The following is a 23,445-nucleotide window of genomic DNA, read 5'->3' as shown; positions in this document are numbered from 1 at the left end:
GTCCGTCTCAGACATAAAGGCTCGACATCTGCCGCCAGTACCGGCCGCGATGGGCGCGCCCGTCCCATTCGTGCAGCTCGTGGCGGATACCTTTGGCCCACAGAATACCGCTCAAATGGCGATTGTTGTCGAGAAACGGGTCGTCCCGGCCGATCGCAAAGATCATGTCCATCTGCCGCAACTGCTCCAGCCTCCGTTCGCAGGCGAGCTGGGGTAGAAAATGGGTGGGCGTATGAAAATAAATCTCGTCGTCGTAGTAGCCGTCGAACAGGTTGCCAAAATGCTCGACCGCCAGCGTCAGATCGTACCGGCCCGAAAACGCGCACAATTTTTGAAACAGATGGGGATGGCGGAAGGCGAGCGCGGCGGCTTTATACGCGCCGAGGCTGCAGCCGTAAGCAATCGTGCAGGGATTAGGATTCTTTTCGTCCATAAACGGCAGCACGTCTTTCAGAATGTAGTCTTCGTACTGGATATGGCGCCGGATTCGCCCGGAGGGATGGCACCAACCGCAATAAAAGCTCTCGCCGGCAATACTGTCCACGCAATACAGTTGCAGATGGCCGGCTTTGATTTTGCGCTCTAGCGCCTTCACGACCCCGATGTTTTCATATTCGTAAAAACGGCCCTCGCGGGTCGGAAACATCAGCACTTTCGCTCCCTCATCGCCGAATACCAAGAGTTCCATCTCGCGTCCCAGCTCGGGACTGTACCAACAGTGATATTCGCGCTTCATAAGTCGCCGAAAAACTCCCCCAACTCCGCAATCAACATATTTGCCTGTACCGCCTTGCCCGGATAGTCCGCGTGCCCCCAGTCGAGAACGAACAGGCGCTTTTGCCCGGCTAACGCATTGTAAATACTGAACTGGCCGGGCGGCGCCACTACCGGATCGGCCAGCGCCGCAGCCACGTGGACCGGCGCCCGGATGTACCGCGCCGCGACTGCGGCATCATAGTAGCGCAATGTTTCGAGAACATGACCGTGTTCGCGCTGGTAGTTTTGCACCGCCGCCGCGCTGCCCCAGGTCGGCAGCTTCAGGCGCAGCGGATGGTCGCCGAAACTCGGCACGTTGAAATGGGCGCGCCGGATGCGCCCGTCCCAGGGCATCGCCAACGCCCCGACCCCACCGCCGAAGCTGATGCCGAGATAGCCGACACGGCCTTCTACTCCGGGAAACAGCGCCAGCAAGGCGGATACCGCCAGCCACAAGTCTTCGACGCAGCCGCCCAGGATATAACGGTCTTTCCGGTCGATGTCGTGCAGCACATGGTAGGCCGGATTATCCGAAATCGGCCAGCGCCGGCTGCGGGACAAGCCGCGGAAACACGGAAACAAAAGCACCGCATTTGGGATCGGCAAATGGAAATCCGGCCCTTCGCGCCCCCCGTAACCATGGCCCACGATCACTCCCCGTTCTACCGGCTGATGCTTGGGAATCAGCGCCCAGCCCCAGATATCGAAGTCATCGGTGGAGCGGTAATAGAGATCGTAGCAGTCGAAATCGGGATGCGACCAGCTGCACTGCCTGAGGCGCTGGCGCGGGTCCTGCGCGAGCGCCCGTCGGTAGCGATCTTCCCAGAATGAGGCAAAATCATCCGGCGGCAACGGCGGCATGATCTGCAGCAACCGATCCAGGGAATAGCCGTAGGAAGGATCAAAGTGAGGCATCGAAAAAGCGGGTTGTCTATCGGGCGCAGAAGAGTATTTCATCGGCTTGCCCGGTTCAATAATCCCCGTGCATGCAACGAAATGGCAAAGAAATGGTCAACTCCCGCTGTTTTGAAGCTTCTGTAAAACGTCGGCCAATCGGCCGCCGATCTTCATGACGGCGTCCTGCAATTGCGCATCGTTCAGATAGCCTTCCGGATGGAAGGCCTTGTCCACCTGCGCGATGCCCTGCTGCTCGGCCAAAACGGTCACCCCAATATTGCTGAGCAGCAGCCGTAGAAATACCAAACCCCGAAGCCCTCCTAACGCGCCAGGCGAAGCGGCCATAATGCCGGCGACCTTGCCTCGGTAAGCCAGGAGCGGCGCCTCGTCGCCTTCGCGCCGGGAAGCCCAGTCGATCGCGTTTTTCAGCAGCGGGCTGAAAGCGCTGTTGTATTCGGGGGACGCGATCAAAAACCCGTCATGCGCGATCAGCAGCCTTTTGAAGGCCCGCGCAGTTTCGGGAAGTCCGTAGGCCGCTTCGTCGTCCTGATTGAAGATCGGCATCGGATAATCGGCCAGATTGACGAGCGTCACCTCCGCCCCGGCCTGCTCCGAGCCCTGGGCCGCAATTCGCACCAGCCGTTGATTGTAAGAGTTTTTCCGGGCGCTGCCGGAAAACGCGAGAATTCTGGGCTTGACCATCAAGCGGGCTCCGGCTTAGCGGTTGGAATAAAGGCTGTCAGGTTAGTCTTTCGGCAAAGCCGCGATCTCGGAAACCTTGCTGTAATCGACCCCGACACTGATAATCAGGCTGCTGGCTTCCTCGATATTCATCGTCGATCTGACTACTTTCGATTTGCTCACGATCGTGGTAAAGCCGGAGGTTGGATTTGGCGAGGTCGGGATAAACAGCACGTATTTGTCGTCGAAGCGGTTCGTGACATAAGCCGCCATCCAAGTGCCTTCCTTCGGCCATTCGACATAAACGACCTCTTTCGCGGCCGTTTTATCGTGCCCGGAAAACATATTCATGACTTTCTTGATCACCCGGTAAACGGTATTTAAAACCGGAATTCTGCCGATAAAGTTGTCGAAAGTCGCGATCACCCAGTAGCGGCCGTCCTTCACGATTTTATGGCCGATCCAGACCAGAATCGCGATACTGACGCCGAACACCATCAGGGTATAGAGGTAATTGTCGGCAACCGCATACACGGTACCGATCAGATCGGATATACGGTCCTTGATAAAGATCATGATCTCCAGCGTGATCACGATCGGGATCACCGCCAGCACGCCGATCATGAAATAATTGAACATCTTTTTTAACGTGTCACTCATTATCGCTCCTCTGCCTTCACCGGCGGACATTCGCCGCAGCCGTTACTTTATCAGGTTATTATTATCGAACGCCGTGCCCCTCTGCCTTTCGGTTTTCGCCGCAGAGGCGCGGACCGGGCCGGCCTCTCATTATAAGCCAAATCGAAAAACTTACCGATCAATCGCACTTGCGTTGCAGCGGGAAGTGGCAACTGAAGCAACTGCCCTTGCCGAGCTCGCTGATGATGTTCAAACGGCCGTCATGGCGCATCAGTACATGCTTGACGATCGCCAGGCCAAGGCCGGTGCCGGGTATTTTCCGGCCATGAAGGGAGTCGGCCCGGTAAAAACGCTCGGTTACCCGGGGAATGTCCTCGGGCGCTATTCCGATGCCGCGGTCCTCGACTTCGAGCACAACCGTGCCGCCCTCTTCAAACCAGCGCACTTTCACCACCGAATCGGCGGCTGAATATTTCAGCGCATTGCCGACCAGGTTGGTGAAGGCGCTGCGTAATTCCTGTTCGTCGCCATCGATATTCGCAGCGGACGCCAGGACCAATTCGAGGCGCCCGGCCGCATTCTCGACCATTCCTCTTTCGCTGCAGATCTGCTTCAGCAAGGCCGGCACATCGACGCAAACCGTCCGCCTTTGCTGCGTTTCGAGGCGAGTCAGCATCAACAGGTCGTCGACCAGGTGCTGCATGCGCTCGGTCTGTCCGCGCATCTGCTCCAGCGAACCGGCCAATAGCGGCGAGCTGCCGTCGTCCATGTCCTGCAAGGTTTCGAGATAGCCTTTCAATACCGTCAACGGCGTCCTGAGCTCGTGCGAAACGTTCGCGACGAAGTCCTTGCGCATTCTTTCCATCTGCTTCAATTGCGTCACGTCCTGCGCCAAGAGCAGCCTGAGGCCGGCGCCGTAGCTGACAATCCTGACCGCCAGCGTGATTTGCCCGTTCACCGGCGAAGGCAGAATGATGGCGTCCCGGTAATCCTGCGATTTGAGATAACGGACGAACTCGGGATAGCGTATCAGGTTGGGAATGCGCTGCCCCTTGTCTCCCGGCTGCAGCCCCAAAACTTTCAGCGCGGCTTTGTTGGCCCACTCGATTACGTCGTCTTCGCCGAGAATCACGGCGGCATCGGGTAATGCGCCGGTGAACTCCCTGAACTGTTCGAGCAGTTTTCTAAGCTTCTTCTTACGCCGCTTTTCGCTTTTTTTAAGCCGATAGACGTGGTAATAAATGTCTTCCCAAATCCCTTTGGTGTTGGGATAGTCTCCCTTGCCTCCTCTGCCGATCCAGTGTTCGAAACGGCTGATTTGCTGAATCTGCCGAAACAGAAAGATCAAGGTCGCCGCCAGCAGTAAGGATAACAAATGGCCTGACAGAAAGCCGACAATCGCTATCGCCGGCAGAAACAGTAAAGCGATAGTGATTTCCCTTTTCCAAACTCCCATAAAGCCTTTTGTCTATGCGGTCAATGAAAAGCGATAACCGAAGCCGCGCACCGTCTGCAATAACTCCTCTCTGCCGTGCTCGGCCAGAATCTTTCTAAGCCGGCGAATATGCACGTCGACCGTGCGCTCTTCGATATACACGCTGCGCCCCCAGACCTGATCCAGCAATTGCGTGCGCGTGTAGACCTTGTCCGGATGCGTCATGAAAAACTGTATCAGCCTGAACTCGGTCGGGCTGACATCGAGCTGGTGCTCGCCGATGCTGAGCCGGTGCTGCTCGGCATCGAGCATCATATCGCCGAGCACGATCTGCCCGGCGTCCGAAAATTTGCCGCTGCGGCGCAGCACCGCGCGAATCCTGGCGACCAGTTCCTTCGGAGAAAACGGCTTGGTCATATAGTCGTCTACCCCCACGTCGAAACCGCGCACCTTATCTTCTTCCTCGCCCCGCGCAGTCAACAGGATGATCGGTAAATCCTGGTAAGCCGTTTCCTTCCGGAGGCGGCGCCCCCATTCCACCCCGCTGATGCCGGGCAACATCCAGTCCAGCAAAATCAGATCCACCGGCGTTTGATCGAGCACGGCCTGGGCCTCCCTGGCATCTCCCGCCGCATGCGCCGTAAAGCCGGCCTTTTCGAGCACCAGCAGCAGCATCGCACGGATCGCCTCTTCATCTTCTACCACGAGAATGATCGGTTTAGTCATAGATACAAAAGCAAAATTAAAGCTCGGATTGTAATCCCGAATTTATGACAGTTTTATGACAACGCCGAACTCAAGGCGAACCTGGAACGGTATGGGACAATAAATCCCCCATGGAACCGGACTATTCGGAACTTAGGTCGAAACGGCCTCGGCAGGCCGCGGCAAATAAGGCATTACATTCGGTTTCGAGAATCCCGCCGACAATCAGCGTATCGCGAAAAACGGCTCGCGCGCTGACTTCGGCGGCGCGTAAATCGATCTGCCACCAGCCGAGCCTCTGTAGGTAAGGGATCGAGGTGCCATAAAAAACCCGGCCGATTCCCGCCCATTCGATCGCCCCCTGGCACATCGCGCAGGGCTCCGCCGTCGTATAAAGATCGAAACCGCTCCAATCTTCCGCCCGATGCCGAACGGCACAATCGTTGATTGCGACCATCTCGCCGTGATAAGTCGGATTCAAATCCGCGCGGTTGAAACCCTGGCCGACGCATTGTCCATCATCGCGTCGAACAACCACTGCGCCGAAGGGATATTGCGGCGCCTGCTTGGCGAGTTCGATCGCTCGCCGCATGAAATGTTCATGATCCATAAGCGCGAATTATATTAGAATTGCCACCGGGCAGCTCAGTTTTTGCCCGGCATGGCGTTTTTTCAGGCGGTACGGCAACAAATGATTAATCACGCGGGAGACCCTTCATGAACGTGTTAAAAGAATTCAAAGAATTTGCAGTTAAAGGCAACGCGGTGGACATGGCCGTCGGTATCATCATCGGCGCGGCTTTCGGCAAGATCGTCTCGTCGCTGGTCGCCGATGTGATCATGCCGCCGATCGGCGTCCTGGTCGGGGGCGTAGACTTTACCGATCTGACGGTCAAAATCAAGGATGCCTCGGGCGACACCCCGGCGGTCATGCTGAAATACGGCAACTTTCTCCAGACGGTAGTCGACTTTACGATTATCGCCTTTGCGGTTTTTTTAATGGTCAAGCTGCTCAACAAACTGAAGAAGCAACAGCCCGAAGCCCCTGCCCCGGCGCCCGAGCCAACCCGCGAAGAACTGTTGCTGGCCGAAATCCGCGATCTGCTGAAAGAAAGAAAACCCTAATCACAGCCGGATGCTCCGGAGGGAACGCTGCCAGGTCCTCAGAACCGTTCTCGCTTCCCCCCCCAATACCGTTAAATTTAAGGCATTATAGATTCGGTAATATGAAGTTTTAACTTATTTTCAGGTCAATACATTCGGAACCGGCTTGTTTCCTGGTTTATAGTTCAAGCCAAAACGAATATATTCAAACTTCAGCGGGCCGGATCAGTAAGTAAGCCGAATAAGCGTAGCGCACCTATGTCCTCTGGAGGTATCCGGCGATTGCGCAGAGCGATCTTCATCACATGCCGGCCTGCGAATGCATTCAGAGCCGGACCTGTCTTTGGGCGAATTATTTGCCCAGATATAATGGAGCGCCTTCTTGAGCCAGAAAACCAACCCGCCGTTGCTCACTACATAGACCCGCACCGGATAATCATCCCTGTCTCTGACCGTTCGCTCAGCCTGCCGAGCCTGCTTTCGACTCGCCAGCGCCAGCTCAAAAAAGGCGTGCGCGTCAGATCGATCTTCTGTTTCTCGAAAAATTCCGACACCCCGTCCGCACTCTTGGCCTGCAGCACCTTCATACCGTCGTTCTCGACCAGTAATGACCGTGTTTCCCAACCCTGCAGCGATCCCGACGAAAAATTGCCGAGTTTGCCACCCCCCTTCCTTAGGACAATTTTGGATGCCGCCATCGAAAAGGCGGGCATCCCGATACACCGACTAAAAAATCCAGAGGACATGGTTTATCTATAGAAATCTATAGAAATCCGTGGAATGACGACGGAAACCGATCGTTCGGACCGAAATATCAATCCCGAAAACAGCACTTGGTAACCGACAAACCGTTATCCCCGGCTTTACCTTAGTCAAATCAGGGCTTTCACCAATACCGGCCTTCGGCTTGTCCGAAACTATATTGCCCCGACTAATACCCTCCCAGAAAAAATACCGCTCTGCCCTAGTTTATTTTCGCGATTCCTATATAATACCCCGCTCATCAAGCGATGCCTCGGTGGCGAAATTGGTAGACGCAAGGGACTTAAAATCCCTCGGTGGAAACACCGTGCCGGTTCGACTCCGGCCCGAGGCACCAATAAATTCAAGGACTTAGGTTTTTTACCAAGTCCTTTTTTATTGCCTGTCGAAAAAATGTCGCAATTTTGTCGCACTACTCCAAAAGACACCGCAATAATTGGCGACAAATACGACATTCAATTAACTCCTGAATTTACCAATTCGGCCGACTGCCAAATCCCGAGTTTCGACCGCAACTTTTTTGCATCAAGGATATGGTTCCGTATTGGTTGCGCTCTGAGTTGCGCATGAAAGCCTTATATTTCGCGGCTTTTAGGGGGTATGTTGCGCTATCCGTTGCGCGTGATGTTGCGCTAAAATACTGGAAAGTTGCGCATTGCGCCGGCATGGGAATGTAACGCGCAACTTTTTCATATTTTCGGCTTCTTTGAAGTGGAGTCTTGCTCGTTATCCGATCAGTGTCGGCGAGATCGAGCGTATCACCGAGTAACCATTCCGGTGGCAAATTACGCGAAGCATGACAAATCGGCAGCATCTTGGAGTTTCAGAGCGGGTGTAATATTGAACATGATCGAACGCCGGCTGATGATGCAGGCTTGGGTCGATTACATGGACACATTGAAAATGGTGCAGATATTATCCTGTTCAAAAAATCAGACTACCCAAAAATTTGCAATGCCCTCGGATTTTCCTATCCTATAAAAGCGATCTATCTGTAGAAATTTGGTAAGACTATCTGTAGAATTGCCCGGTTTTATAAAGCGCATAGCCGATCTTCTATTACCAACCAATCTAAATAATTTGTAGAGGGTTGATGTCACCGATCCGGCAATTAGGCTTTTTTCGATTCTTGTTGACTTCGTTGATATATATGGCTTTAAAGAATGACTGATTTATCGACTAACGTAAAACCTATTGATGACGCGAGCAAGCCGAACGTTTCCAAAGATTTTATATCAAATCAGCATGGGTACATACGTGAGATGATCGGTTTGGCTGACAGAAAAGCTTCATTTTTCTTGGCCAGTAGTGCGCTGGAGATTGGTTATCTCTCGAATCAACATGCCTTCGATGTGTTTCAAATACATATTTGCCAATTAAGCATGGGACAGGCTTTTTGCGAACTTGCAATTTTGTTTTTGGGACTTACTATTCTTTCATCTATGTGGTGTGTATGGCCAAAATATGGTAAAGGGCATAATGGGAACGTAGTGTCATGGGTAGATATTGCAGATGGCCATTCCAATAAAACCGATTTTGTTAATAAGATTATCAGTATGAATGAGGATGAAATTAGATCCCAGATCGTCGCTCATTCTTACGATTTGTCCAAAATTGTTAAACAGAAATTTATTGCCTTACGATATTCGGCGTTTTTCATATCAGCCGGAACAATTCTTAGCTTAGCATCCCTAATTGCAGGAATTAAAATAATAACTTAAAAGAGGGGATTTTAAATGTCGGAACAATATCGTGAACCAGAACCATGCTACCTACCGCGTTCTGAAATCAACAAATTTTCGAAAGCTGTAATTAAGCATTTTAATTACAACCCGGGAGACGACTTATTACCCATTGTACAAGCACTCGGTGGCTGCATTATTTATGATGACTTATGGGAACTGAAAGAGTCTGATTCGGGTTCAGTAGTTATAGAAAACCCTACTGAGTTTAGAATCATATTAGCCAATCATACCAGCCGACTGCGGGATCGCTTTACAATTTGCCACGAATTAGGACATTACTTTCTTCATTATTTGTTATCCAAAGAACGAACTCCTATGAGAGCGGCTCGATATGGGCAGAGTAGGGCAGAAACTGAAGCCAATTGGTTTGCTGCATCCTTTTTAATGCCGGAGGAAGAGTTCAGAGATTACTATAATACAGTGAATGGTGACCTGCTCTTGCTGTCCGAAAACTTCCAAGTTTCTCAACAAGCAGCGGCAGTAATGGCCCGGCACCTTGGCCTTCCTTAAAGACAATCAGTCATAGTAATCGGTTAATTTCCGTTGAAATATGGCAACTAAACAATCTGCTACAAACAATGGCTAAAAGCGATTTTACAGGGTTTGAGCCAGAGCTTCGCCTATTTCTAAGCGCCGATATTGTTGGTTCGACAGCATTCAAACAGCTTACGCGGCGCAGTGGAAGCGCTAGCGATAATTCCTTACTCGGCAAAGCCCCTGTAGAATCTTGGGTTTATGTTATATCAGGCTTCTTCCGCGAGTTTTCTGCGGATTTTCATCGGAAATGGGCACGAATTAAACAAGATCTGCCGGAAAATTGGTCTTCCGTCGTCAAAGCAGAGCCAAAATTCTGGAAGGGGCGAGGCGATGAAATTTTATATAGCGCACGATTAACAGACCCAAGAGAAGCGCTTGCGTTGATCCGGGCATGGATTGAAGCCATACATGAACAACGTGCGAATTTTCAAAAGCGAGAAGACGAGGCTGTTTTAGATATTAAAGGCTCTGCATGGATTGCCGGGTTTCCAATAAATAACGCCTTTGTTTGCTTTGAAAACAATTTCGGTAATAAATTAGAAAATAGCAGTGATACCAATGATGACCCCGTTATCTCTGCATTTAATCTATATGAAAAGATACATAATGGGGGCGAACCACAAGGAATTGTCGATTACATCGGCCCCTCTATCGATACAGGATTTAGAATTGCGACTCTAGCTACACCGCGGAAGTTTATCATTTCCGTAGATCTAGCATACTTAGTGGCATATGCTGCCCTCGATATAAAATCAACATATCAAGGAAGAGTTAGTAAGCCAAAAATATATTTTGATGGACGCGTATCTTTGAAAGGAGTGACTGGTGGTAATGCCTATCCGTGCTTTTGGTTAGATGCGGGTACAACTGCTCGATTGGATGAACACGAAGATAAACTTTTAAGCCTTAATCCTGTTACACATGAAATGGTTCGTGATTTTTGTGATGAATATTTCAAGTCCTCACTACATCGATTCGTTATGCGCCCTTTTATCAAGGATTGCAAGTTTGGAGGCTTTGACGGCGTTCCACCGCGGCATGACGAATTACTGGGGCAACTGAACAACTATTTAACGGAAGAGGATCGCAAACAAAATAAGGAAACCAGCGATATCGAACTCAGTGATAGTACTGATAGAACCAATTCTGCCGTTACAGAAAATATGGATGGGGAAACTTCTACCCAAGAGGTCGAAAATTCGATAAGTATGATTTTGGATATCCTGCCGAAAATCCACCTGGGGTAAGGAAAGACCGATCCGCCCTAGTTAAAATAAACAGCTTAACCGCAAAATTTTCTTGTTTTCCCCTAAAAAATGAGAAAAGTTTTCTGAGTAATACCTATCATTGTCCAACACGGTTCAAGGAGCCGCAATTGATGATAGCGAAAGACGCCAACAGGCAAACAAAGCCAGCCAAGACTCGCTAGAAAATCACCTGTAAAACTGCACCTCTGCCAAGGCAAGATTCGTTGTCCTCCCTCCTGACTCATTAAAACGTTCCCGAAGGCAGCATTAAAGCCTGATCCCGTGTCCAGAAAAACCGACGGCCTGATGCGTTACTTGGGTGAAGTCGTTTCCTGTGCGCATCGACAGGGGGATGAACTCGAGAAAGCCGGAATGCCGGGTATCTGTCGATTCGCGCACGTAGGGACTGAAAGCAAATTTGCTTTATCCATTCATTCAATGGCTTAAGACCCACCCCTGCGACTGATATGACTGGAATGGAGGGGGATCAGATCCGTTCTTACCCCCTGCCACCGCCATGGATATGAATCCGTTTCGTACCCTTCATTTCTGGTGGTGGGGATGGAAATCGGAATTCCGTCTATTCAATCTGCGACCGATGATAGTTTTTGATGCTGGAATTTCAGCATCATCTTTTCCCGGAGCATTATTACACCCGCGCGCTCGTGGGAAGAGCGGTCGCGCGTCACATTGAACGCGCCAGAAAATCGGATTACTCCCGCACGCATGAGGATCGGATGCCGAGAGTACGGATTGAAACCGCACCCTAAAGATGATCCAGATTTGGATCATACTGATTTGAAAGGCTTTTTGGAATGGTAAAGCCATGACGCCAGAATGGTAAAGCGGCGGGACTCATCGTCGGCAGCGAACGAGGAAAATCACGCCCTTTGCCGGCCGCGTCCGGGTTACGCTAACCGGGCATTACGATCCTTCATAGGCGGCCGCTCTCTTTTTGAATTGAGAGAGCGGCCTTTTTTATGCCCGTAAGTCTTTGATCTTGCAATGGCTGAAATTTCAGCCGATTGATTCTACAAAGACTTTTTCCGGGATGAGCATGATATTCTGGTAACTGGATGCCTGAAAGAGCAGTTTCAGCCATCCTAAAATTGGATCGCTTTTTACTTTCAATAGCTTATAGTCAAGCTCAACAATGTCGCCACGATCAACATAATTTTGATATGCCTCCATGCCGCGAATGAGCCGATTGAAGTGCGGAAGTTGAGAGTACTTCCCGCCTTCCGGCTTGTTGGCATGATACATTCTGTGAAAATACTGCGAAGTGAAATAAACCTGACTGTTGAATATAACAGGGGCCATCAATGGGTTTTGTTGGGCTATGTTGCTCATTCTGCACCGCCCTGACCATTGGCCGCGTCGCGTTCGGCAATCTGCTGCTCTTTCCATGCAGCGATCTCACTGGCCACCCAACGATTACAGCCGCCGATAGTAACCGGCTTGGGAAATTCCCCCTTTGCTACCATCTTGCGGATCGTTGAACCACCGATTGATATGTCGGCGGAAACCGCCTTTAACTTCAAAAACTCTGACATTGCGTACTCCAGCAAGTTAATTGGAGTCACTATGTTATTGCTCAAAAAATGACTGTTTGGCGCGATTTTCCGAAATTGAGCAGGCACAAAAAAACCGGCCACCCTACGGCAGCCGGTTTCTGTGAAAGCGCCCGGCAACGAGGCTGGGCTTGCGTGTTGCGTGACAGGTCACGCTTCCGATCTTGCCTTTCGGATCGCCTCATAACCTTCAGGATCCCGCAGCCGATCCTTCGCATTGGACGCGATATCGATCAGGCTGGCAATCGTTTCGATCTGATAAGACGTGCTGTAAAGGATTTTGCTGAATTCCTCACGGCCGGGCCGGTCGACCTCATCGACATTGCCGGCCAGATTCGCTAAAGTGGAAAGCGTGGTGCTGAGATTCCGGGCTTCCATCTGAGCGAAATCGTCCAGGCTGCCGAACCATTGAAGCTGCTCGGGCGTCAGCGTGTCGGCCGCCGCTTCCCAGAGATTGAGCAAGACGTTGTCTGTGGATATAGCTCCCCTACTCATTGCGCACCGTCCTTGCCAGCCTTAGCCGCATCGACGTGGGCATTGAGGATAGCCTTCATATCGTCGATCATGAAGGAAATGGCATCCAGGCTGCCTTGAATGGTTTCATCGCTCATCCGGCCATCGCCTTCGAACTGAAAGCACAGCGAGTTCAAAACACCCTGCGCATGGCTGGCGATCAGGTGGAAAGCCGTCTGGACATGCTGGGGATCGTGGGCCTTCGTCGTGTCGAAACGGTGCGAGAAGGGGTTTGCGGGAGTAACATTGTTTGGGTTGCTCATTGGATTTCACCTTAATTTGTTGAAGCCGTTGAATTTAATCACGAACAGGCCTTGCAGCTCGGGAAGCAGCGCCAAGGCTTGGTCGCTGTTGAGGTCGCGGCAAACCAGCGTTTTGACGCCGTCCACGACCTTGAAAAGATCGAACCGGGGTTGTGCCGGTTTTCGAGGTTTTGCGTTCATTTCACCGCTCCTGTTTTAAGTTCGGTGCCCGAAGCTGGCTCAGCTCGTAATCGAGTCCCATCGCCTCTTCGGCGGTCTGGGTCAGCCACTGCAGCAGCTTGTCGCCCTTCCATCCCTTCCACCACGCGAACCGGGTCGGTGCCGGCCGTGGGGTTTCGGGACTCATGCGGCGCCTGCTTCGTCGACCGCCTCTTCGGATTGAGTTTGTTGGCTGTAGGCATCGAGCAAGGCCCGGATGTCGCTTAACTTCTTGTCGGCGATCTCGACCAAGCCCGATCCGAATTGATTCTTGTCGCTATCGATCAGTTGCTCCAGCAGCATCCAGTGCATCGAAAACAAGTCTTCGAACGACGTATTTAACTGATCGATCCTTTCCGCGGTGAGCGGCTGAGTATGGTCCACGTCTAACAGGATGTCGAAAAGCTCCAGCTCCTGGAGGATGCCGTCCGTCACGCTGTGGTAGAGCTTGTCGGCTTCCGACGTTTTCAGCAGATGGCGCAACGTCCCGAATAACCCGGTCAGGTCGCGCCGGAGGGTGCTCAACGTCTCGATCAGTTCGTTTTCGAGGGTACCGCCATGCGCATGGTACGAAATCCGGTGCGAGAAATCGACCTGCAAAATGTGGTTTTTGGGTTTCGCGGTCAGTTGCTCATACAGCGGCTGCTCGATCAGCCGGTAACCGGGCAGGATCTCCTCGATATTCTTTTGGATTTGGTCCTTGGTCAGAATGAACGCACTGAGGGGCGCGGGCGATAACTGCGGCTTCATCGTGGACGGATCAAAGTCGATGATCCACCGGTTAAGCCAGAGCATCTGAGCGGCCAGGCCGGACACGGTTTGATCGTCGAGGGTAGGCCATTCGGGCGGCGTAACGCCGGCCTGTTGCAGCGCGTCGAAGCAGGCCTCGAGATAAGCGTTGAGGGCTTGTCTGGCCTCGTGCCGGTAAGCGGAATCAGTTAGGAAGGGATCAGCGGTAACTTGGGCGCTGGGCGAAAGGGTATCGCGGGTGTTTTCGGACATGAGAGTCTCCTTTGTGTGATGAAGAGACCACCGCATAACTGCTAATTTATTTGGGCGGTGGACTGACTCAGGTTAGCAGTACCGCCCACAAAGAAGCGGCCCGCCCGAAGGCGGCCCAAGCCAGCCCACCATCATGCAAAACGATACAGGGTTCCCGTACCGTCAAATCGATAGGCAAAAAAATAGCGCATCAGATGCGCCGGCATCTTTGTGGTTAAAGCGGGCTGCTAATCCCGGCGGTCAATGTGGACCGCGGTAACAGAGTAACGCCGTCGGCGAGCCGTTGTCAAGCGGGATGAAGGGAAAATTTAAGCATTTTGAGGTAATATGCCCGTTAATGGGCGGCTGTTGACCCATTTTTCAACGATTGGCTACAATAGCTCTGTGCTTATCAAGCTCGAAAACAAACAACGGACTGCCATGACCCTGAACCAAAACCCCGAACAAATAGCCCGCGACCAAATCGACAAGCTGTTATTGCAGTCGGGTTGGGTCATTCAGAACAAAAACCAGATTAACTTCCACATTGGCGAAGGTCAGACCGTTCGGGAATACCAAACCGACAGTGGTCCCGCCAATTACATTCTGTTTGTCGGCGACAAACCGGGCGATGTGATTGAAGCCAAAGCTGAACAGCACGGCCGCAAATTCATTAGCGTTGAAGAACAAATTGCCGAATACGCCGCCGCCAACCTCAAGCGAGCCGAGCGCCTGCGCCAGGCCATTCTGCAACGCGCTTTTTCCGGCCAACTGATTGGCGAGATAAATTCCGACGCTTTGCCGGTGGTCGATACCGTCTCCCCGGATTGGCTTATGGAGGCGAAATCCAACGATAAATATCCAATAAACCAATGAGCCTGGAAATCGTGGAGATCATGGGCCGCGCGCAGCAAGGGGTTACCCAACCTTTCATTTGCCGCGCTGAAGACGATCAGGTGTATTTTGTCAAAGGCCGGGGTGCTGGCCGGCGCAGCCTGATTTGCGAGTGGATTGGCGGCCAGCTTGGCCTGCGGCTGGGATTGCCGATCGCGCCTTTTGAAATTGTCGATGTTCCCGAAGCACTGCTTGCGGTTGCAATGCGCGACGATATGAACGAACTGGGCGTCGGCAAGGCCTTCGGCTCACGCAAAATGCCGGTCGTGGAGTTATCGGTATCGCTAATCGATCAGGTGCCCGAAGACATCCAACGGGATGTGTTGGCCTTCGATTGGTGGGTGCGCAATGCCGACCGTAGCCTAGGTGAATCCGCCGGCAATCCCAATTTATTCTGGGACACAGGCAATGAGGCGCTGGTCGTCATCGACCACAATCAAGCTTTCGACTCAGGGTTTTCGGCACTGGGTTTTGTTGAATCGCACGTCTTCCGCTCGCATTGGAGCGCTTTGATCGGCGATTGGGTGGAGCAGCAACATTATGTCGACCGCTTTTTGAGCGCATTGTCAGACTGGGCAACAATCTGCAATACTATCCCACCTGAATGGTGGTTCGTGGACGCCGAACAGACCGTTCAGACTGACTTCGATATTCAGTCTGCCCACCAATGTTTGTTGCGCTACCAGACCGACACGTTCTGGAGTTTAAAATGAAAAAAACTGCTTGTCTTTATTCCATCGTTCGCTTCATGCCCTTCGTGGAAACCGGCGAATTTGCCAATGTGGGCATAGTTATGATGGCCCCGGAGCAGCGCTTTTTTGCGTTTAAATTGATGGCGCAACGGCATGCGCGTGTCACGCATTTTTTCGAACAGCTTGAAGCGAAGGTTTTTCGCTCGACGATGCGCAACTTGCATGATGAATTGGATCGCACCACTGGAGTTTTGCGGCGGCATGGCTTTGATAAGCGGCTTAAAGTCAACGACGTCGATTTTGCCAAGGGATTGTTCGCCGAGATCATCCGCCCACGCGAAACGATCATCAAATTCAGCGAGCCGCGGGCCATTTTAGCCGATGACCTGAAGGAAACGCTGGCCGAGCTTTACGGCCATTATGTGGAGCGCACGTTTGTGACTCGGGAATACCAGGAAACCGTGCTGGAGCGGGGTATGCGCAAATGGCTTTACACGGCCGGTATTGCCGAACGCTTCGAACGCGCGGAACTTGGCAATGACGAGTACCACGTAACCTTCCCCTTTGTCGAACAGCGCGAGGAACATGCGGTAAAGGCTATTAAGCCACTGCACCTCGGCCATAACCAGGCTACCAAGATCATTGAGCACGGCGGCCAATGGCTATTGCGGATCAATCAGCTACACAAGCGAAAAAAATTGCCGGACAAAGTTTTGTTCGCCGTACAAGGTCCGCTAGAAGATGGCCCGAAAGGCAATGCCTACCGGGAAATAGTAGAGGGTTTGCAAGACGCCGGAGCGACCGTGCTTCCGTATGCTGAAAAAGATAATATTTTGGCTTTTGCAGCCGCTAATTCCTAAAGCATCTCAGGTTAAGATAAACCCTGATACTTTTGCCGATTATTCCTGCCTATCAGGCTCTACCACCTGTGCAATTCCCAACTTGCTCAAGGCCTCCCGCTTGATCCGCTCGGCTTCGCTTTTCTCTGCCGGCGTTGGCGATCCGGCCAGGATCCGATTTTGCTCGATGCTGAGCTTCTTTATTTGTGTTGATATTTCTTGATCAATCCTCGCAAAGGCAGCGTTAATGCGATTGTGCCAAAAATTACCCAAAGCGAATACTTGGGAAGACGGGTTTCGATGCCCGGACTGAGCCTTTTGGGAATCAAGTGATAATCCGTGACATAAGCGATAGCGGAGACGGCCGCGCCGTTTTGCAGTCCTTTCGCAACGCCTCGCTTCTCCGCTTCTTTTCCAAACCAGTGCTCGTAAATGTAAGCCCACCAGACTGACGAAAAATAATGCAGCAACGCGCCCGTACCGGAATACTTAAGACTGAGTTTATCCTGCCAGAGCGCGCTTTGACCCCAGACGATATGGCTGACGGCATTCATTGGTGTGATGGGATTTCTCTGGCCGACCACCGCACATAACGCACCGGTTATCGCCGTGGCAATCCCGACAATGGTTCCGGAAATCAGGGCGTTTTTCAGATCATTTTGCGCTTCCATCAACAGCCTCCTTTCACCCATTCATGTAACTCTGAGATTCCGCCATTTTTAATAAGGTTCATCAACAATCGGAAGCGACCAGGCTGTGTAAAAAACAGCGTGAAACATCAGATTATTTTCCCCCGCTTCGGCCGATGCTTACCGTTGAATCAAGTCACAAAAAAACCGGCGCGGGGCCGGCTATCGGTTGACATTCATCCGGTATAAGGTACATTGATTGCGAAGAGGCAGGTACGGGTGGCTCTTGACCGCCCGCTAACAATCTCGGCTTGTGCGCCGGCCTCCGATGTAGCAGCAGGGTCACTATTTTCGGGACCGGTACGGGTTCGTCTTGAGTTGTAGATTCATCTTCTTTTGGTTCTGGCGTAACGGTTTCTGTTTCTTGCACGGCTTCCGACTCCATCTTCTCGTTAATCTTACCGAAAAAATCCTCTACGACTTGCAGCACGCCCTTTATTGTCCTTGGCAACTTCAGTTTACCATCGAAAAGATACTCGAACGCCTTTCTACTTAGCTTATTTTCGGCGCGTAGTATTGGAACAAGCGCGTCAACGTCGCGCTCTACAATTGCCCGATAAAGCTTTAATGCCGTTTTGTTCAGCCCTGCCGGCATGTCAACGCCGCCATGATAACCGTAACCGGCAAAAATCTTGTTCATTAGTTCTTGGTCTGCTTGTACAGTTTCCCGATTTTCCAAAAAATTCTCATCTTGACCGTCATCGCTTTTTGATATAGCATCAGTGCCGTTCCCGACCGAGGGGGGTAACCGGTTGCCATCGCGCCCTGACCATACCCCATCCAAAATTTCTAGGTCGTCGAACAACCCGTCAAGGGTAACCTGGCTGACGGGACTTTTAGCATCATCCATCGAAATGCTGTGCATTTTGTCTTTTTGGTACTTGGTTTGTACCTTGAACTTTTTACACTTCAACCGCGCCGTCAACTTGCCGCCGTCGAACTCAAACGGCGCGCTATACCAGTGCATCGCTTCCACCTGCGAATCACGACCATCATCCGGGCGAATATCCGGGCCGTCGGTAACTTCTCAGATACGGAAAGGTAATCTTCGCGCGCATACATATCATCTTCGCTCAGGTCCAGTTCGTTGCTGGCGGGGCCTTGGGGAAGATCAACCGGATCAACAACAGACACATTATTATTGTCTTCACTTGACTTTTCTGATGGAATCATTATATTGCTTATGTCTTCTTTCTGCTCGGCGCTCTTTCTATCATCGCTGGCTTCATGATGATCAGATTGCAAAGCAGGCTGTATGCCAGAGTCAGCGGGATGTGAGTGCGTAGCATCCCAAAGAAGCGTTTCTCCGTCGGGATTTCTGCTTTTATAAGCAGTTACCACACTGTAAAAATCTCCCTCATCATCAGGCACAAGCTGAACGACAGAAACCAAACCTGATTTGTCTTTTCCCCTCTTTACCAATATCAAACGACTGTTTTTTGTTTTCCATATTTCTGAAAAATTGGATACAACGTCCTTTACGAATTCAGCTGGATTTGTGATCTCTGGGTGTCCCTCTTTGATATGGATTAATCCATAACCTTTATTCTTTCCAAGGTGCTCGCCAACTTGGAGTCTTATTTTTCCAGGTTGCCTTTTTATAACATTAGCAATGTCTTGATTTATTTCCCCAAAATCTGTCGAACCACTCTGGTCTGCAATAAATGTATCAGGGTCATTCCATGCCTCATCTTTAGTACCCTCTTCCGCTGAAGTAAAATCAGGATCAATCGCATTCACCGCATCATCAAGGTTTTTCGCGTTCTCAGCCGGACTCAGGCCGGCATTCATAGGGGCCGATGCCAATACCTTGCCAGCGAACGTCGCCTGTATTTCTCCGGATTCAATTTTCGCCAATACGCGCTTGGTGCTGTCTGGATTGGTTGCAGTCTTTGTGCCTCCGCCGATGTTCTTGGATGGGGTAAGGCCGGTAGGCTTGGGTGCAGCGCACAGGCTGTACGGACGTCCCGGATTTCCACCCATTGAGACTGACGGGCCCGCTTCGGTGGACCCGTTTTTCTTTTTGCGTTTTCCGGCCGCGCCTACTTGACCCGCTTCTCGGCCTTGGCTAGCAACGCCGTGAGCTGATCCGCGGCGGCATTCAGTTCGGCGTCCAATTCGTCCATTAAGCCGGCCAATTCGATTCTAAGGACGATCTCGTCCAGCTTGCGGTCGAACTCAACTATATCGGTTTCGGCTTTCAGCGCGTCGAGTTCGGCGGCAAAACGGGACCGGGCCGGGCTTTTCGCTTTCTGTTCGGCGCTGACCGCGGCATCGAGCGCGGCGTGGTGTAAGGCCTTGGCAAATTGCGCCGGGGTCTGGACATAGCCTTTCTTATCCGTTTTGTCCGCCAGCTCTTTCACGAACTTCCAGGTTCCCTTGGCCATGAGTCGGTAAATCCGCCAGCGACTGCTCAGCGAGGTTTTACGCGGCACCAGCGCCCAACCGATGTCCGGACTTTGCAGCGAAACGCCATCGGGGCTTATTTGCCATCCAAGCTTTTGCAGCTCGGCTTTGACGGCCTGATAGCGCTGGTTCATCTGCTCGTCGACCGGATCGGTAACCGGCGTTTCTGGCGCACTCGCCGGCCGGGCTTCGGCTTCACGCTTCGCGACTTTCGGTTCAGGCTCGGCGTTGGCTGCCGCATTGATACCATTGGCGAAGGCCTCCGGGGTTTCGGCATAGCCTTGCTCGCTGGATTTATCGATGAATGGCTTGATCGGCTTCCAATCCCCCTTGCCCGCCAGCTGGTACAGCGTCCATACCGCCTCGCGCAGCGCATTCGCCGCGGTTGGCTGATAGACAACCGCATGCCCGGTTCGCAGATTGACCATTGAGACGCCGTCCGCACCTTGGCTCCAGTTCATCATCGCGGCCAGGGCCTGTTTGACCGCGATAAAGCGCTGCTGCGCGGCATCGAGACGGGCATGGTAGGCGTCCTGTTCCTGAGGGTGAGGATTCAGCGAACGGTCCTCATACGCCTGCTTGGCGACTTCCAGTTCATGCTGGGCGTCGGCCAGTTCCTGCTCGAGGGCCGCGATTTCGGTTTTCAGCGACTCGATTGCCTGCAGGTTCTCGGCCCGCTTGGCGTTGGCCCGCTGAAAGGCCGCACTGTTCTTGGCCGCCAGCTTCATGATCCGGGTTGCCACTTCGCGCACATTCAAATCCTTCCCGCGTTCCGGCGCCACCAGGATCGTGACGTCGCGCTTATTCAACAGCCATTTCCAGCTGACCAGCGCATCGCCGGGCGCCATCTTCTGCGGCGTCACGTCCGGATTGTGGAAGAAGATCGAGACGGTTTGCCCGTCCGAGAGCTCGAAGATTGCCGCGACCTGCGCCACGTCTTGCTGTTTGAACGGTTCGCTGATCTGCAAAGCCATCGGCTTGACCGTCTCGCCGGCCCGGGTCATCACGGCCTGCAGTGCCAGCATCTTGCGTTCCAGCCCGGCATAGGTCGACACCAGCGCGTCGAAGACCAGGATCTCATCGGCCTCTTCCAGGATGTCGGCCATACAGACCGCATCGAGCAGCAGTGCGTTATCGCCGTCGGCGCGCCGGCACTGGTAGAGGATTTGTTGAAGGGTGATGCGTTGGGGCTGCGCGGTGCTGTCCCAGGTGATAAAGTGGTTCATGTGCTTGATTCCGTGATTAAAAAATGGCCTGATTAAGCCCCTACCAACTTCAGCCGCGGGGGCTTTGCCCGGTAGTCGGCGACAAACGCGTCCAGCAGTTTTTTCCTCTCGGCCTGTTTGAGATACCGGGTGATAAGCAAGGTATTGTGCTTGCGGATCGCGGATAGAAGACGAAGGTCATAAACATCCAATTCGGCTTCGTTGATCTCCTCCCACTTTCCGGTCAGCGCCCGATTGCAAAACTGATGCTCGTTCAGGTAATGATTTTTTGTGGTTTCCTTACCGTTTGTCTCGCGGACAAACCGGAGCATATCGGTCATCTCGGAACCGGTATGGCGCTTGGCGGCAAGCTCCGCTTTACGTCCCGGCTCATTGAGGATTGTCTTGAGCCTGATAAACTCATCGACCAGCGCAATTTGCCCTTCCACGGATTTTTTTTCCACCAATAAACGGCATTGCAATCAGGAACGACCGCTCGTCGAGCTGATACATTTTTTGTTCGCGGCCGTATTTGTCCGAATAAGAGATCGGCACAAACTTGAGCCGATCTTTTAATTTATCCAGACTTCTGAGTACGTTTTTATGGGATCGGCCGAATTGTTCGGCAATGACGAGACTGGTCGTCGTCAGCTTTTCGCCGTGGACCTCGACCAACCGCAATTGCGTTTTTGCCGTGGTACTCATGCTGCACCTCCGACCAATGACGCACCTCCGGCCAGCGCCGCATCCCGTTCGGAAATTTTCTTTTCAATCCATTCCTGGATTTCGGTATCGATCCATCCATTGGACTTTCCGACCGACACCGGCTTAGGAAAGCCGTTTTCTTTGATGAGTAGCGGGATGGTTTTGATGGATACGCCGACCATTGCGGCGGCGTCTTTGCGCTTGATAATTCGTCTCATTAGGCCCTCTCATTTTTTGGAGAGGTCACTATAAAGCCGTGAAAAGTGCGTTTTTCCGTTGTTTTCCGGGTTTGCACGCATAGCGCGGCATAGGATTGGTGTTAAAATCACCGGCGTTTAAGACTGGAGATGTTTTATGAAAAAAATAATTTTAAATTTGGCAATATGCTTATTGCCTTTTACAAGTTTTGCTGATTCCGAATACGATAACTGTATCAGCGATGGAATAGCACCGGCAGAATGCTCGGGTGAGGAATACGACCGCCAAGATAAGCGTTTAAACATTGCATATAAATCCGCGATGAAGTCTAGCGCTGATCAAAATCTGCTAAAACAACAACAAAGGGAATGGATTGAGTTACGCGATGCTTCTTGCCCAAAACCTGACGATGATAACGCTACAGCTCATTCTTATGACATGCACATGCAATGCCTTTCCAGAATAACCGAATCAAGAGCCAATGAATTGGAGAAAATAGTTGATTTGTCTATAAATTCAGCAAATACGGAAGTTGATTATGATGATGCGGTAAACGCCATGAATGCACCATATTTAGCCTATGGCAACGGCGCCTACGCCATGTTCAAGGCGGAAAATGAATGCTGGGAGTCGATCGGCAATGCCACCGATGCAGAAAGATGTATGGCAATGCTCATGGCAGGGGCATTCATTGAAGCGGCCTGGGCTCAAAAACAAGGGCGAGTTCCTGTGCCAAATTATCAAGGCGATGCCGCAACAAAGCGGATGGAGGAAAATTTAGCTAAAGCAAAAATACCCGAAGAAGAAAAACAGATGGCCCGTAATAATTTTAAAAAGAACGGCAATCGCATCATCCCGAGCATGATCAATGTTGGGGCTTTAGGAAGGTAATACTTTTTTACAATTATTTTTCAAAATAAAATGAGCAGATTCGATTGACAGTGTTTATTGTGTTGCTTCCCAGCAGCTACATGGGGTGGCACGGGATTGGCGTCATAGTGCAGCATGCAGCTTGATACCCAGTGCCTTTGTCACCTTCATGATGGTTGCAAACTCCGGATTGCCTTCTCCAGACAAGGCCTTATATAAGCCTTCACGAGAAATCCCGGTATCCTTGGAAAGCTTTGTCATGCCTTTGGCGCGGGCGATAACACCAAGAGCATGGGCAATCAATGCAGGGTCTCCTTCTTCCAGACAAGCATCAAAATACAACGCCATGTCTTCATCGGTTTTCAAATAATCAGCCGTATCGTAACGGGAAAATTTCTCGGTCATCGTTCAATCGCTCCAATCTTTTGCAAGGGCAATGGCTCGCTCAATATCGGCGGTCTGCGTACGCTTGTCGCCACCCACCAACAGCACGATTACCATTGACCCGCGCTGCATGAAATAAACCCGGTAGCCGGGTCCGTAATCGATACGCATCTCACTGATGCCTTCACGTACCAGCTTGACATCGCCACGATTGCCTAAAGCTAGACGGTCAATTCTCATTTGAATACGCGCCCGCGCTCTTTGATCTTTTAGACATGACAACCAGTTCTTGAAAGTATCGCTTTGAATAACTTCGATCATGGGGAAAGTATAAATATTGCTTTAATAGTTGTCAACTATAGTTCACACTTGGCCGGAACTTCGGACCGCTAACTACTCAGCCCACCGGTCACAATATGCGCCAGTCGGCGACCCGATTACCGGCCAGTCCGGCCGAATGCCTCCCAGTCCGCGCGGTCAATCGCCGACAGCGTGGTCAGCAGCATCGGCACCGCCAGTTCGGTAAAGC

General features: G+C 51.8%; 32 protein-coding genes and 1 tRNA gene. 9 read left to right on the top strand and 24 right to left on the bottom strand.

From position 1 onward, the window contains the following. Positions 1-7: 7 nt before the first annotated feature. The 7 genes from JJL52_RS00165 to JJL52_RS00135 all read right to left on the bottom strand — a co-directional run bounded on the left by JJL52_RS00165 (position 8) and on the right by JJL52_RS00135 (position 5,723). A complete protein-coding gene (locus tag JJL52_RS00165) occupies positions 8-736 on the bottom strand; it encodes an esterase family protein (protein ID WP_202050381.1) in 729 nt (242 codons plus the stop codon). Beyond that, complete coding sequence (locus JJL52_RS00160) at positions 733-1,713, bottom strand: acetylxylan esterase (RefSeq protein WP_236993956.1); 981 nt, start codon at positions 1,711-1,713, stop codon at positions 733-735. The genes JJL52_RS00165 and JJL52_RS00160 overlap by 4 nt, the downstream gene beginning before the upstream one ends. A 54-nt stretch (positions 1,714-1,767) precedes the next feature. After that, on the bottom strand, positions 1,768-2,355 hold the full coding sequence (locus JJL52_RS00155) for an NADPH-dependent FMN reductase (protein WP_202050380.1): 588 nt from the start codon (positions 2,353-2,355) through the stop codon (positions 1,768-1,770). Positions 2,356-2,397: 42 nt separating this feature from the next. Next, positions 2,398-2,994: a DUF502 domain-containing protein gene (locus tag JJL52_RS00150; protein WP_202050379.1), complete on the bottom strand. Its 597-nt coding sequence runs from the start codon at positions 2,992-2,994 to the stop codon at positions 2,398-2,400. A 157-nt stretch (positions 2,995-3,151) separates the two neighbouring features. Then, positions 3,152-4,429, bottom strand: a complete 1,278-nt coding sequence (gene phoR / locus JJL52_RS00145) for a phosphate regulon sensor histidine kinase PhoR (protein ID WP_202050378.1) — start codon at positions 4,427-4,429, stop codon at positions 3,152-3,154. A 12-nt stretch (positions 4,430-4,441) separates the two neighbouring features. After that, entirely contained in the window at positions 4,442-5,134 is a 693-nt protein-coding gene (gene phoB / locus JJL52_RS00140; RefSeq protein WP_202050377.1) for a phosphate regulon transcriptional regulator PhoB, read from the bottom strand. Positions 5,135-5,255: 121 nt separating this feature from the next. Further along, a complete protein-coding gene (locus JJL52_RS00135) occupies positions 5,256-5,723 on the bottom strand; it encodes a nucleoside deaminase (protein WP_202050376.1) in 468 nt (155 codons plus the stop codon). Positions 5,724-5,830: 107 nt separating this feature from the next. Between JJL52_RS00135 and mscL the strand changes: the two genes are divergently transcribed. Further along, a complete protein-coding gene (mscL, locus tag JJL52_RS00130) occupies positions 5,831-6,238 on the top strand; it encodes a large-conductance mechanosensitive channel protein MscL (RefSeq protein ID WP_202050375.1) in 408 nt (135 codons plus the stop codon). A 392-nt stretch (positions 6,239-6,630) separates the two neighbouring features. Here mscL and JJL52_RS21160 read toward each other — a convergent pair whose 3' ends face one another. Then, positions 6,631-6,915 carry a DUF3047 domain-containing protein gene (locus JJL52_RS21160; protein ID WP_236993955.1) on the bottom strand — a complete coding sequence of 95 codons (285 nt, stop codon included), beginning with the start codon at positions 6,913-6,915 and terminating at the stop codon, positions 6,631-6,633. 314 nt (positions 6,916-7,229) lie between these two features. On the opposite strand from JJL52_RS21160, the gene JJL52_RS00120 reads away from it, so the two are divergent. The 4 genes from JJL52_RS00120 to JJL52_RS00105 all read left to right on the top strand — a co-directional run bounded on the left by JJL52_RS00120 (position 7,230) and on the right by JJL52_RS00105 (position 10,508). Then, a tRNA-Leu gene (locus JJL52_RS00120) sits at positions 7,230-7,316 on the top strand. A gap of 826 nt (positions 7,317-8,142) precedes the next feature. Continuing rightward, positions 8,143-8,700, top strand: a complete 558-nt coding sequence (locus JJL52_RS00115; protein ID WP_202050373.1) for a Pycsar system effector family protein — start codon at positions 8,143-8,145, stop codon at positions 8,698-8,700. 15 nt (positions 8,701-8,715) lie between these two features. Continuing rightward, entirely contained in the window at positions 8,716-9,234 is a 519-nt protein-coding gene (locus tag JJL52_RS00110; protein WP_202050372.1) for an ImmA/IrrE family metallo-endopeptidase, read from the top strand. A 68-nt stretch (positions 9,235-9,302) separates the two neighbouring features. Continuing rightward, positions 9,303-10,508, top strand: coding sequence for a hypothetical protein (locus JJL52_RS00105; RefSeq protein ID WP_202050371.1), 1,206 nt, complete (start codon positions 9,303-9,305; stop codon positions 10,506-10,508). A gap of 1,017 nt (positions 10,509-11,525) precedes the next feature. On the opposite strand, the gene JJL52_RS00100 is transcribed toward JJL52_RS00105, so the two are convergent. The 7 genes from JJL52_RS00100 to JJL52_RS00070 all read right to left on the bottom strand — a co-directional run bounded on the left by JJL52_RS00100 (position 11,526) and on the right by JJL52_RS00070 (position 14,055). Next, positions 11,526-11,858, bottom strand: a complete 333-nt coding sequence (locus JJL52_RS00100; protein WP_202050370.1) for a hypothetical protein — start codon at positions 11,856-11,858, stop codon at positions 11,526-11,528. Beyond that, positions 11,855-12,061, bottom strand: a complete 207-nt coding sequence (locus JJL52_RS00095; RefSeq protein ID WP_202050369.1) for a helix-turn-helix transcriptional regulator — start codon at positions 12,059-12,061, stop codon at positions 11,855-11,857. The genes JJL52_RS00100 and JJL52_RS00095 overlap by 4 nt, the downstream gene beginning before the upstream one ends. A gap of 168 nt (positions 12,062-12,229) precedes the next feature. After that, a complete protein-coding gene (locus tag JJL52_RS00090) occupies positions 12,230-12,574 on the bottom strand; it encodes a hypothetical protein (protein WP_202050368.1) in 345 nt (114 codons plus the stop codon). Beyond that, positions 12,571-12,855, bottom strand: a complete 285-nt coding sequence (locus JJL52_RS00085) for a hypothetical protein (protein WP_202050367.1) — start codon at positions 12,853-12,855, stop codon at positions 12,571-12,573. The genes JJL52_RS00090 and JJL52_RS00085 overlap by 4 nt, the downstream gene beginning before the upstream one ends. A 6-nt stretch (positions 12,856-12,861) precedes the next feature. Continuing rightward, a complete protein-coding gene (locus JJL52_RS00080) occupies positions 12,862-13,035 on the bottom strand; it encodes a hypothetical protein (protein WP_202050366.1) in 174 nt (57 codons plus the stop codon). A gap of 1 nt (position 13,036) precedes the next feature. Beyond that, the gene (locus JJL52_RS00075) at positions 13,037-13,201 is read right to left on the bottom strand and encodes a hypothetical protein (protein ID WP_202050365.1); all 165 of its coding nucleotides are present in this window, start codon (positions 13,199-13,201) and stop codon (positions 13,037-13,039) included. After that, positions 13,198-14,055, bottom strand: a complete 858-nt coding sequence (locus tag JJL52_RS00070; protein WP_202050364.1) for a hypothetical protein — start codon at positions 14,053-14,055, stop codon at positions 13,198-13,200. Before JJL52_RS00070 ends, JJL52_RS00075 begins: the two co-directional genes overlap by 4 nt. A gap of 327 nt (positions 14,056-14,382) precedes the next feature. On the opposite strand from JJL52_RS00070, the gene JJL52_RS00065 reads away from it, so the two are divergent. From JJL52_RS00065 to JJL52_RS00055, 3 genes are read left to right on the top strand one after another with little or no spacing between them, the layout of a single operon-like run. Next, on the top strand, positions 14,383-14,910 hold the full coding sequence (locus tag JJL52_RS00065; RefSeq protein ID WP_202050363.1) for a hypothetical protein: 528 nt from the start codon (positions 14,383-14,385) through the stop codon (positions 14,908-14,910). After that, positions 14,907-15,641, top strand: coding sequence for a HipA family kinase (locus JJL52_RS00060; protein ID WP_202050362.1), 735 nt, complete (start codon positions 14,907-14,909; stop codon positions 15,639-15,641). Before JJL52_RS00065 ends, JJL52_RS00060 begins: the two co-directional genes overlap by 4 nt. Then, positions 15,638-16,480, top strand: a complete 843-nt coding sequence (locus JJL52_RS00055) for a DUF3037 domain-containing protein (RefSeq protein ID WP_202050361.1) — start codon at positions 15,638-15,640, stop codon at positions 16,478-16,480. The genes JJL52_RS00060 and JJL52_RS00055 overlap by 4 nt, the downstream gene beginning before the upstream one ends. 179 nt (positions 16,481-16,659) lie before the next feature. Here the strand turns inward: JJL52_RS00055 and JJL52_RS00050 are convergent, their stop codons facing one another. From JJL52_RS00050 to JJL52_RS00020, 7 genes are all read right to left on the bottom strand, one after another. After that, on the bottom strand, positions 16,660-17,133 hold the full coding sequence (locus JJL52_RS00050; protein ID WP_202050360.1) for a hypothetical protein: 474 nt from the start codon (positions 17,131-17,133) through the stop codon (positions 16,660-16,662). 151 nt (positions 17,134-17,284) lie between these two features. Beyond that, on the bottom strand, positions 17,285-18,115 hold the full coding sequence (locus JJL52_RS00045) for a hypothetical protein (protein ID WP_202050359.1): 831 nt from the start codon (positions 18,113-18,115) through the stop codon (positions 17,285-17,287). Beyond that, entirely contained in the window at positions 18,070-19,131 is a 1,062-nt protein-coding gene (locus tag JJL52_RS00040; RefSeq protein WP_202050358.1) for a hypothetical protein, read from the bottom strand. The genes JJL52_RS00045 and JJL52_RS00040 overlap by 46 nt, the downstream gene beginning before the upstream one ends. A gap of 59 nt (positions 19,132-19,190) precedes the next feature. Further along, positions 19,191-20,780 carry a defense against restriction DarA-related protein gene (locus tag JJL52_RS00035; RefSeq protein ID WP_202050357.1) on the bottom strand — a complete coding sequence of 530 codons (1,590 nt, stop codon included), beginning with the start codon at positions 20,778-20,780 and terminating at the stop codon, positions 19,191-19,193. 32 nt (positions 20,781-20,812) lie between these two features. Continuing rightward, a complete protein-coding gene (locus tag JJL52_RS00030; protein ID WP_202050356.1) occupies positions 20,813-21,208 on the bottom strand; it encodes a hypothetical protein in 396 nt (131 codons plus the stop codon). Beyond that, the gene (locus JJL52_RS00025; protein WP_202050355.1) at positions 21,180-21,464 is read right to left on the bottom strand and encodes a Rha family transcriptional regulator; all 285 of its coding nucleotides are present in this window, start codon (positions 21,462-21,464) and stop codon (positions 21,180-21,182) included. Before JJL52_RS00025 ends, JJL52_RS00030 begins: the two co-directional genes overlap by 29 nt. Then, complete coding sequence (locus JJL52_RS00020; RefSeq protein ID WP_202050354.1) at positions 21,461-21,682, bottom strand: helix-turn-helix transcriptional regulator; 222 nt, start codon at positions 21,680-21,682, stop codon at positions 21,461-21,463. The genes JJL52_RS00025 and JJL52_RS00020 overlap by 4 nt, the downstream gene beginning before the upstream one ends. Before the next feature lie 136 nt (positions 21,683-21,818). Between JJL52_RS00020 and JJL52_RS00015 the strand changes: the two genes are divergently transcribed. Continuing rightward, positions 21,819-22,553, top strand: coding sequence for a lysozyme inhibitor LprI family protein (locus JJL52_RS00015; RefSeq protein ID WP_202050353.1), 735 nt, complete (start codon positions 21,819-21,821; stop codon positions 22,551-22,553). Between the two features lie 102 nt (positions 22,554-22,655). Here the strand turns inward: JJL52_RS00015 and JJL52_RS00010 are convergent, their stop codons facing one another. Then, positions 22,656-22,937 (bottom strand): addiction module antidote protein, encoded by a 282-nt coding sequence (locus JJL52_RS00010; RefSeq protein ID WP_202050352.1) that lies wholly within the window; start codon positions 22,935-22,937, stop codon positions 22,656-22,658. A 3-nt stretch (positions 22,938-22,940) separates the two neighbouring features. Next, entirely contained in the window at positions 22,941-23,237 is a 297-nt protein-coding gene (locus tag JJL52_RS00005) for a type II toxin-antitoxin system RelE/ParE family toxin (RefSeq protein WP_202050351.1), read from the bottom strand. Positions 23,238-23,445: the final 208 nt, after the last annotated feature.

It is taken from the genome of Candidatus Methylomicrobium oryzae (genome assembly GCF_016745425.1).
GTDB classification, from domain to species: domain Bacteria; phylum Pseudomonadota; class Gammaproteobacteria; order Methylococcales; family Methylomonadaceae; genus Methylomicrobium; species Methylomicrobium oryzae.
The sequence above is the reverse complement of the archived record's forward strand: the minus strand, read 5'-3'. Positions and strand labels throughout refer to the sequence as shown.